6 protein-coding genes are annotated in these 9,254 nt (G+C 41.7%); 1 reads left to right on the top strand and 5 read right to left on the bottom strand.

Features of this window, described 5'->3' with window-relative positions:
* Positions 1–129: 129 nt before the first annotated feature.
* Entirely contained in the window at positions 130–2,226 is a 2,097-nt protein-coding gene (gene pnp, locus OHT75_RS05470; RefSeq protein WP_264725456.1) for a polyribonucleotide nucleotidyltransferase, read from the bottom strand.
* Between the two features lie 398 nt (positions 2,227–2,624).
* Here pnp and OHT75_RS05465 point away from each other — a divergent pair, with 398 nt between their 5' ends.
* Entirely contained in the window at positions 2,625–4,661 is a 2,037-nt protein-coding gene (locus tag OHT75_RS05465; protein ID WP_264725455.1) for a putative bifunctional diguanylate cyclase/phosphodiesterase, read from the top strand.
* A gap of 82 nt (positions 4,662–4,743) precedes the next feature.
* On the opposite strand, the gene rpsO is transcribed toward OHT75_RS05465, so the two are convergent.
* The 4 genes from rpsO to infB form a co-directional block, all read right to left on the bottom strand.
* The gene (gene rpsO / locus OHT75_RS05460) at positions 4,744–5,013 is read right to left on the bottom strand and encodes a 30S ribosomal protein S15 (protein ID WP_188840574.1); all 270 of its coding nucleotides are present in this window, start codon (positions 5,011–5,013) and stop codon (positions 4,744–4,746) included.
* A 130-nt stretch (positions 5,014–5,143) separates the two neighbouring features.
* Positions 5,144–6,106 (bottom strand): tRNA pseudouridine(55) synthase TruB, encoded by a 963-nt coding sequence (truB, locus tag OHT75_RS05455; protein ID WP_264725454.1) that lies wholly within the window; start codon positions 6,104–6,106, stop codon positions 5,144–5,146.
* Positions 6,106–6,528: a 30S ribosome-binding factor RbfA gene (gene rbfA, locus OHT75_RS05450; protein ID WP_188840572.1), complete on the bottom strand. Its 423-nt coding sequence runs from the start codon at positions 6,526–6,528 to the stop codon at positions 6,106–6,108. Before rbfA ends, truB begins: the two co-directional genes overlap by 1 nt.
* Positions 6,529–6,586: 58 nt before the next feature.
* Complete coding sequence (gene infB / locus OHT75_RS05445; protein ID WP_264725453.1) at positions 6,587–9,235, bottom strand: translation initiation factor IF-2; 2,649 nt, start codon at positions 9,233–9,235, stop codon at positions 6,587–6,589.
* Positions 9,236–9,254: the final 19 nt, after the last annotated feature.

Below are 9,254 nucleotides of genomic sequence, written 5' to 3'. Positions count from 1 at the left end.
TCCAAGGCAAGTGAAACGAAAAATCAGTAAATATCCACACAAAAAATAACGCCAGTCAGCTTATCTGACTGGCATTAGACCAAATGGCCTCCTTATTCTTCATTCAATACAAAAGCCTAAATCGGCAACTTATTCAGCTGTTTCTTTAGTTTGCGCTTCTTTAATTGATAAACGTACGCGACCTTGACGATCCACTTCCATCACTTTAACAGCAACTTCTTGGTTCATTTCTAAATGATCAGAAACATTAGCAACGCGCTCATCACTGATTTGTGAAATATGCACTAGGCCGTCTTTACCAGGAAGAATGTTAATAAATGCGCCGAAATCAACAATACGGATAACTTTACCGTTATAAATGCGACCCACTTCTACTTCCGCAGTGATTTCTTCAATACGGCGGATAGCTTCTTTGGTTGCTTCACCATTATTAGAAGCAATTTTAACTGTACCGTTGTCGTCTAATTCGATAGTGGTGCCAGTCTCTTCGGTAAGTGCACGAATAGTTGCACCACCTTTACCAATGACATCACGGATCTTCTCAGGGTTAATCTTGATAGTCGTAATACGTGGTGCATGGTCAGAAATATCATCGCGGTGCGAACCAATGGCTTGATCCATCACGTTAAGAATATGAACTCGAGCGCCGTATGCTTGTTGCAAAGCGATGTCCATAATTTCTTTAGTGATACCTTCGATTTTGATATCCATCTGCAATGCAGTAATACCATCACGGGTACCGGCTACTTTAAAGTCCATGTCACCTAAGTGATCTTCATCACCTAAAATGTCAGAAAGGACAACAAAATCGTCACCTTCTTTTACTAGACCCATTGCAATACCAGCAACAGAAGACTTAATCGGTACACCGGCATCCATCAATGCTAATGAAGTGCCACAAACAGAAGCCATAGAGCTTGAACCGTTAGATTCAGTAATTTCTGAAACCACTCGGATGCTGTATGGGAATTCTTCAGCAGAAGGCATCACTGCATTCATACCACGCCAAGCTAGCTTACCGTGACCGATTTCGCGACGCTTAGGTGAACCAACCATGCCAGTTTCACCAACTGAATATGGAGGGAAGTTGTAATGAAGCATGAACCGGTTAGTACGCTCACCCATGATGCTATCAATTTTTTGTGCATCACGTTCAGTACCAAGAGTACAAGTTACTAAGGCTTGAGTTTCACCACGAGTAAATAATGAACTGCCATGAGTACGTGGAAGTACACCAGCCAACACGCTTAATGCGCGGATCATGTCAGGTTCACGGCCATCAATACGTGGCTTGCCACTAATAATACGACTACGAACAACATTTTTCTCTAAGCTGCCCAATAAGTTATCAACTTCACGTTGATCAACATCGGGGTTTTCAGCAACTAATGCAGCTTTAGCAGCAGCTTTAACTACACCGACTTGTGCGTAACGGTCTTGCTTAACTTCGATTTGATAAGCTTCAGTCATGCCCACTTCAGCTAAATCTTTAATTTTAGCAACTAAATCTTGATCTTGAACGGGTGCAGTCCAATCCCAAGTTGGTTTACCAGCTTCTGCTTTGAATTCTGCAATCGCATTAACGACTACTTGTTGTTGATCATGACCGTAAGTTACTGCTCCTAGCATGATTTCTTCAGCAAGAGATTTCGCTTCAGACTCAACCATCAACACTGCACTTTGAGTACCCGCGACAACCAGATCCAAATCGCTTTGAGCAACCTGATCGACTGATGGGTTAAGTAAGTATTCACCGTTGATATAACCAACACGTGCCGCACCTAGTGGACCATTGAATGGAATACCAGAAATCGCAAGTGCCGCAGAAGTACCAATCATTGAGATAATATCTGGCTCAATTTGCGGGTCTACAGACACAACAGTAATGATAACCTGAACTTCATTTTTAAAACCGTTAGGAAATAAAGGACGAATAGGACGGTCAATAAGACGTGCAATCAAAGTTTCATCTTCTGATGGACGACCTTCACGCTTAAAGAAACCGCCTGGGATTTTACCCGCTGCGTATGTTTTCTCTTGATAGTTAACTGTCAATGGGAAGAAATCACGGCTTAAATCCGCAACCTTTTTACCAACAACAGTTACAAGGACAGTTGTATCGCCCATGCTTGCTAATACCGCGGCATCAGCTTGGCGTGCAATAACACCTGTTTCTAAGGTGACTGTATGTTGACCATACTCAAAACTCTTTACAATTGGATTCACGTGACCCATTCCTTAATTAATGACCTTTAAAATACGCGCACAAGTATACTTCAAATAGATTCAATAGTTAAATAGACACTTATCACTTGTTGAAAAATTTAATTTTTTTCTTTTAAAACAGGCCCTCAAGTGATCCATTTATTAATAATTAAATGCATTTATCTACCAAATGATAACTTATCCGCATTAGCGATTATTCAAATTACAATCAATCAAGGTTAATCTAATAAATAGAGGTGACAATCTTGGCTAATTTGACTAAAGTGAGTTGGGCGTATTAGCGTTTTCTTTTCAATGATTCAACTTGTTACGCAAATAGAAACACGAGTTTATTTGTCTTAAAACACACATAAAAAGCAGACAAATAACCATCAGTCATCAAAGACATGGAATAAATAATGACACCAAGATTTAAATCATTAACTTGGAAGCAAACAAATCTGGTCGTATTCACAGCACTTTTTTTCGCTATCGCGATTTTTGTTGTGGAAATAGCATTAGTTGTGGTGACCACAAAACAGCAGTTGACCAGTTCGCAACAAGAACTACTTAACTCTGTCGAACAAACAACCACCAATGCCGTTTGGGCACTAGACGATAAACTGGCCCAACAAACATTAGAAGGTATCATTAAAGTCGATAATATTCGGGCGGCTACATTAGAACTCGATGATGGTTCTCTTTTTGTGAGTGTAGTGAATGAGGGAGAAGACTTTTCTGAAAACTACGTCATATTAAGCAATCGACTTTTTGGCGACTTGAAAGAGATATCACGCCCGCTTTATAGACCATTTTATTTTGAAGGAAGCCAGAAACAGCAATTAATTGGTAGCTTAACCATATTTTATGATACTCAAAAATTAACCACTCATCTTTTTGATCAATTGCAACTGAGCTTTATCGCTACTTTAGCTCGGGCATTACTTCTAACTTTAGTATTAACTGTCGTATTTCATCGCTTCTTAACCCAGCCCATCGCTCGTATCAGCGAGGCAATTGATAAAATTGACCCAGATTCACCCGACGAAAACTTACTGCCTATATCTAAAGCTCATAAAGATGACGAATTAGGGTTGGTTGCCAGTAAGTTTAACCAAATACTGCTGCAATTTAGCCAAACACAAAATAAACTGCGTAAAATGGCAACCCGCGATCCTCTCACAGGCTTACCTAATCGCACCCTGTTACTTGAAACCCTTAACGTTACTATTCAGCGCTCACGAGTACATAAACGTAATTTTGCCCTATTGTTTATCGATTTAGACCGCTTCAAAAACGTTAACGATTCTTTAGGTCATGCTTTGGGCGATCAGTTTTTAGCAAGAATTGCACGGATCCTTGAGCGCGTAGTTGGTGACAAAGGTAGCGTTGCTCGTTTAGGTGGGGATGAATTTGTTGTGCTAGCCGATGACATTCAAAGTCCGGTACAAGCAGCTGACTTTGTCGATAAACTGCTGATGCAACTCAACACACCGTTACAATTAAATGAACATACTATTCATCCTGCTGCATCAATAGGTATCTCTATCTATCCCGATGATGGTAATAGTGCTGAAGACTTAATCCGCCATGCTGACATTGCCATGTACAGCGCCAAAGCTGCCGGTTCAAATCAGTGGGCATTCTTCAAAGAGCAAATGACAGAACGGGCAGCCGTTAGACTTCGAACGGAAGCCTCTTTACATGATGCTTTAAAAAATAATGAGTTCGTATTATTTTTCCAACCCAAACTTGATATCAATACCAATAAGGTTATTGGCTGTGAAGCCTTAATCCGCTGGCAAAAAGACGGACGTATTATCAGTCCAATGTCATTCATTCCTGTGGCGGAAGAAACCGGTATTATTATTCCTATTGGACGCTGGGTAATAGAACAAACCTGTAAAACGCTCAGGGATTGGCAGAAAAAGTATAACTACGTGATACCGATTGCGGTAAACGTAGCATCCCAACAATTTGCTGATGCCAGTTTAGTGCCCGATATAAAGCAGTTAGCATTACGCTATCAAATCAGACCAGAGTTATTAGAAATCGAAATTACTGAAACATCACTAATGAATGATATTGAACAAGCCATTGCCAAACTTGAGCAATTAAAATCTGCTGGGTTTGGTATTGCGGTTGATGACTTCGGGACGGGTTATTCTTCCTTGTCGTACCTTAGACACTTACCTATCACTACCATGAAAATTGATCGCGCTTTTGTCAGCGACTTACCCCATGACAGTGCAATAGCATCCACTATCTTGATGTTGGGCAGGCAATTAAACTTATCGATTGTTGCCGAAGGCATTGAAAATGAAGAGCAACTGAACTGGCTTCGAGAAAATGATTGCCCAATTGGTCAAGGATTTTTTTACAGTAAACCTTTGCCGTTGGATGAGTTTGAAAACAAATATATTGCCACACAAAGCGCGCAAATAATTCAGCTCTAAACCACTTTGTTTAGATAACAAAAAAGGAGGCTATGCCTCCTTTTTTAACGTTTTAGACTTGCCTTAGCAAGCCAAAATCGAATTAACGACGTAAACCTAACTTCTGGATCAACGCAGTATAACGTGCAACGTCAGTACGCTTTAAATAAGCAGTAAGCTTACGACGAGCGCTAACCATACGTAACAAACCACGACGAGAGTGGTGGTCGTGAATGTGCGTTTTAAAGTGACCTTGAAGGTGGTTGATTTGAGCAGTTAATAAAGCAACTTGAACTTCAGTTGAACCAGTATCGTTTTCGCAACGACCGAATTCAGCTAGAATTTTTGCTTTAGCTTCAGCACTTAGTGACATGTGTATCTCCAAAATATATATAAATAATCTTTAGCCGATCACTAACTCAGCTAAAGGAGGCGCGACATTCTAACTAGAATTAACCATTAGAGCAATACAAATTAATTTCGTATCACGCAATGGGGATCAATTAATCAACGGAAGAGGCGCTATCTTCGTTGCGGATCACAATCAAACGTTTCGGTGCAAGTTGACCATCGTCATTCATACTGCCAATACCGACAAACTGGTGTTGTTCACCAATTGTGATACGAACCAATTCATTAGGCTTTAAACCTGAGGCCTGTACTGCTTGCCCTTGCATCACGTAATACAGCATGGATTCTGGCAAGTTTATCTCAGTAAAATTTGCAACAGCAGTATCCATTGGCAACAAGAGTGGGTCCAATAACTCACTGGCAGGTATACCTTGTTCTTTAGCAGACTCTATCAATGCTTCAAGTTGTGCTAACGTCACCATTTTTTCGTACGGGTACTCAGCAACCTGAGTACGACGCAGCATAATAACATGGGCACCACAGCCTAGCATTTCACCAAGATCATCAATGATGGTTCTGATATAAGTGCCTTTAGAACAGTGAATATCCAAGGTTAACTCATCACCTTCTAAACCTAGAAAGTTCAATTCAAAAACCGTTATAGGTCTTGCTTCGCGCGGGACTTCAATCCCTTCTCGAGCATACTTGTATAATGGTTGCCCTTGATGCTTTAAGGCTGAAAACATTGATGGAACTTGCATGGTATCGCCACGAAAGCTTTCTAAAGCCAGCTGTAATTGATCTTGAGTGAAGTTAATCTCACGCTCTTGAACAATTTCACCGTCTGAATCACTGGTATCAGTACGTTGGCCAAGCTTAGCGATAACGGTATAACGTTTATCAGCATCAAGCAGATGTTGAGAAAACTTGGTCGCTTCTCCTAAACAAACAGGCAACATGCCTGTCGCTAAAGGATCGAGTGCACCAGTATGCCCTGCTTTGTTTGCATTAAAAAAGCGTTTGACCCGCTGTAAAGCATGGTTTGAGCTGATGCCAGTACCTTTATCAAGTAAAACAATACCATCAATAAAACGACCTTTTTGACGACGAGCCATTAATCTTTCTCCTGGGTTTCGTCTTGGTCGATTTCATCAGCACGGCCACTGTCTTGCTGTTTCTGTTTGTCTTTAGTAATTACCTGACTAACAAGGTTAGACATGCGCATGCCTTCAACTAATGAACTGTCGTACATAAAACGTAGCTCTGGCATGACACGTAGCTTCATCCGTCCGGCGATCAAGGTGCGGATATAAGGTGCTGCAGCCGTTAATGCGGCAATTTTCTGTTCAACTAACGTAATGTCTTCTTCGAAAAAAGTAACAAATACTCGGGCATAACTTAAATCACGAGAAACTTCTACATCATTCACAGTGACAAAGCCAATGCGAGGATCTTTCATATCGCGTTGCAGCACCATAGCCAGTTCTTGCTGGAGTTGCTGTCCAATACGACGTGTGCGACTAAATTCTTTTGCCATAATTAACCCACCTGAGTCATTGAATCAAAAAGGGCGGCTAATGCCGCCCTTTCACATATTATAGCGTTCTAGCTACTTCGATGGTTTCGAATACTTCGATTTGGTCGCCTACGCGCACATCGTTGTAATTCTTAACCCCGATACCACATTCCATGCCATTACGCACTTCTTGTGCATCATCTTTAAAGCGACGTAGAGATTCTAGCTCGCCTTCATAGATAACAACGTTATCACGCAGAACGCGGATTGGTGCGCTACGCTTAACAACACCTTCAGTTACCATACAACCAGCAATCGCACCCAGTTTCGGTGACTTAAATACGTCGCGAACTTCAGCAAGACCAATAATCTCTTGCTTGAATTCAGGCGCTAACATACCTGTCATTGCAGCACGTACTTCATCAATTAGGTTATAAATGATGCTGTAGTAACGTAAGTCAACGCTCTCTGCTTCAATTGTTTTGCGTGCTTGTGCATCAGCACGCACGTTGAAACCAACCATAATAGCATTTGAAGCAGCAGCTAAAGTTGCATCAGTTTCAGTTAACGCACCAACACCACGGGCAATAATGTTCACTTTAACTTCTTCAGTAGATAAGCCTTGTAATGAATCACAAATGGCTTCTAAAGAACCTTGAACGTCTGCTTTAAGTACGATGTTTAACTCTTGAACTTCGCCATCTGTCATATTAGCGAACATGTTCTCTAACTTAGACTTCTGCTGACGAGCAAGCTTAACATCACGGAACTTACCTTGACGATAAAGTGCAACTTCACGCGCTTTACGTTCATCGCGTACAACAGTGGCTTCGTCACCTGCTGATGGCACACCTGATAGACCTAAAATCTCAACAGGGATAGATGGCCCCGCTTCTGTGATTGGCTTACCATTCTCATCTTTCATTGCACGGATTTTACCGTACTCTAATCCACAAAGAACAATATCGCCTTGGCGTAAAGTGCCTTCTTGAACAAGAATCGTTGCCACTGGACCACGACCTTTATCAAGCTGTGATTCAATAACAACACCGGCAGCCATCGTATCGCGAACCGCTTTAAGCTCTAATACTTCTGCTTGTAATAAGATGCCTTCTAATAGCTCATCAACACCTTCACCCGTTTTAGCTGAAAGATGGACGAACATATTGTCCCCGCCCCAATCTTCAGACATTACGCCGTGTTGAGATAGCTCACTCTTAACACGTTCTGGATCAGCTTCTGGCTTATCCATTTTGTTAACCGCCACGATTAATGGCACGTTACCGGCTTTAGCATGTTGAATCGCTTCAATTGTCTGAGGCATTACACCATCATCAGCAGCCACAACAAGAATAACGATATCTGTTGCTTTAGCACCACGAGCACGCATAGAAGTAAATGCGGCGTGACCCGGAGTATCTAAGAAGGTGATCATACCGTTTTCAGTTTCAACGTGATAAGCACCAATATGCTGAGTAATACCACCGGCTTCGCCAGCAGCAACTTTTGCACGACGGATGTAGTCAAGTAACGACGTTTTACCATGGTCAACGTGACCCATGATGGTAACAACTGGCGCGCGAGTTTCTAACTTAACGTTATCATCACGATCTTGAAGTACTTGATGTTCAAGTTCGTTTTCACGAAGTAGAACAACTTTATGACCCATTTCTTCAGCAACCATTTGTGCAGTTTCTTGGTCAAGTACTTGGTTAATGGTAACCATTGAACCCATCTTCATCATTTGCTTGATGATTTCAGTTGCTTTAACTGCCATCAAATGTGCAAGTTCAGAAACAGTCACCGTTTCACCTAATCGCACATCACGCGTCACTGCGGCAACAGGCTTATTGAAGCCATGTGCCATAGATTGAGGTGCGGTGTTACGACGCATGTGTCTTTCACGTCCGTCGCGAGCATCTTTTCCACCACGTTTTTTATTGGTGTTTTTGTTACGTGCACGACGACCACGTTTTTCATCATCCATATCTGAACTATCTTCAGCAGCACGAGCCACTTTCGATGTTGTAACATGATGATCGCCGTTCTTTTCGGCTTCAAGACGTTGACGTTCTTCTTCAGCCCAGCGCTTAGAGTTTTCTTCAGCCAATTTACGCGCTTTTTCAGCGGCTTTGTCTGCTTCTTCTTTTTGCTTCTGGGTTAATACTTTTTCTTGAGTCGCTTTGATACGTTCAGCTTCTTCTTTTGCCGCTTTAGCTGCTGGGTCTAAAGGCTTTTCTGCTTTAGGTTCAGCCTTTGGTGCTTTGGCCGCTTTTGCCTTAGCTTCAGCTTCTTTTGCAGCTTTCGCTTTGGCTTCCGCATCGGCTTTCGCCTTAGCTTCCGCTTTAGCTTTTTCTTCAGCAGCCGCTTTTAACTTAGCTTCTTCTTCAGCTTTGGCTTTAGCCTCTGCTTCTTGTTTTGCTATGTCAGTATCTTCACGCTTAACAAAAGTACGTTTTTTACGCACTTCTACTTTAACATCTTTTGATTGCCCACCTGAACCTGACACGCTTAAGGTTGAAACGGTTTTGCGTTGCAATGTCATTTTAGTTGGTGCGGCGTCACCACCGTGCTGTTTCTTCAAAAAATCTAATAGCTGTTGCTTCTCTTTTTCAGAAACACTATCTGTTTTTGTTTTCTTAATACCGGCTTCGTTGAATTGCTCAACTAAACGATCAACACTTTTGCCCACTTCTTGAGCCAATTTGTCTAAACTTGTATCTGCCATCAATTAAATCCCCTCTGTT

Source organism: Shewanella subflava (genome assembly GCF_025971955.1).
GTDB lineage: Bacteria > Pseudomonadota > Gammaproteobacteria > Enterobacterales > Shewanellaceae > Shewanella > Shewanella subflava.
Note: the sequence above shows the minus strand (reverse complement) of the source record. Positions and strands in the feature narration are given on the sequence as shown.